Genomic DNA, 275 nt, shown 5'->3' with positions numbered 1-275 from the left:
ATGGTGTTCCTGATTCAGAATACTCAAAACCGTGACAACGACATTCTGCATTTGAAAATTGACGAGCTGATACGAGCCACCAAGGATGCGCAAAATGCCACCTTGAGCCTTGAAAAAATGGGTTCGAGCGACCTTAGAAAACTGCGGGAGCAATACAGCTCCTTGGGCGAATCGGATCAGATAAATTTTGAACCGATTCAGAGCGACCACACCCAGGTGACAATTTCACCAATCCAAGCGAGCCCGGATCAAGTCAACCATCCAAAACAGTAAAT

Annotated in this window: 1 protein-coding gene; it reads left to right on the top strand. The window is 46.2% G+C overall.

Going from position 1 to position 275, the window contains the following annotated elements; genetic code table 11:
- The coding region (locus ORL50_RS28865; protein WP_266020121.1) for a low affinity iron permease family protein at window positions 1-273 on the top strand (273 nt) is incomplete at its 5' end.
- Window positions 274-275: the final 2 nt, after the last annotated feature.

It is taken from the genome of Pseudomonas sp. RIT-562 (assembly GCF_026241895.1).
Taxonomy (GTDB): Bacteria; Pseudomonadota; Gammaproteobacteria; order Pseudomonadales; family Pseudomonadaceae; genus Aquipseudomonas; species Aquipseudomonas mandelii_F.
Note: the sequence above shows the minus strand (reverse complement) of the source record. Positions and strands in the feature narration are given on the sequence as shown.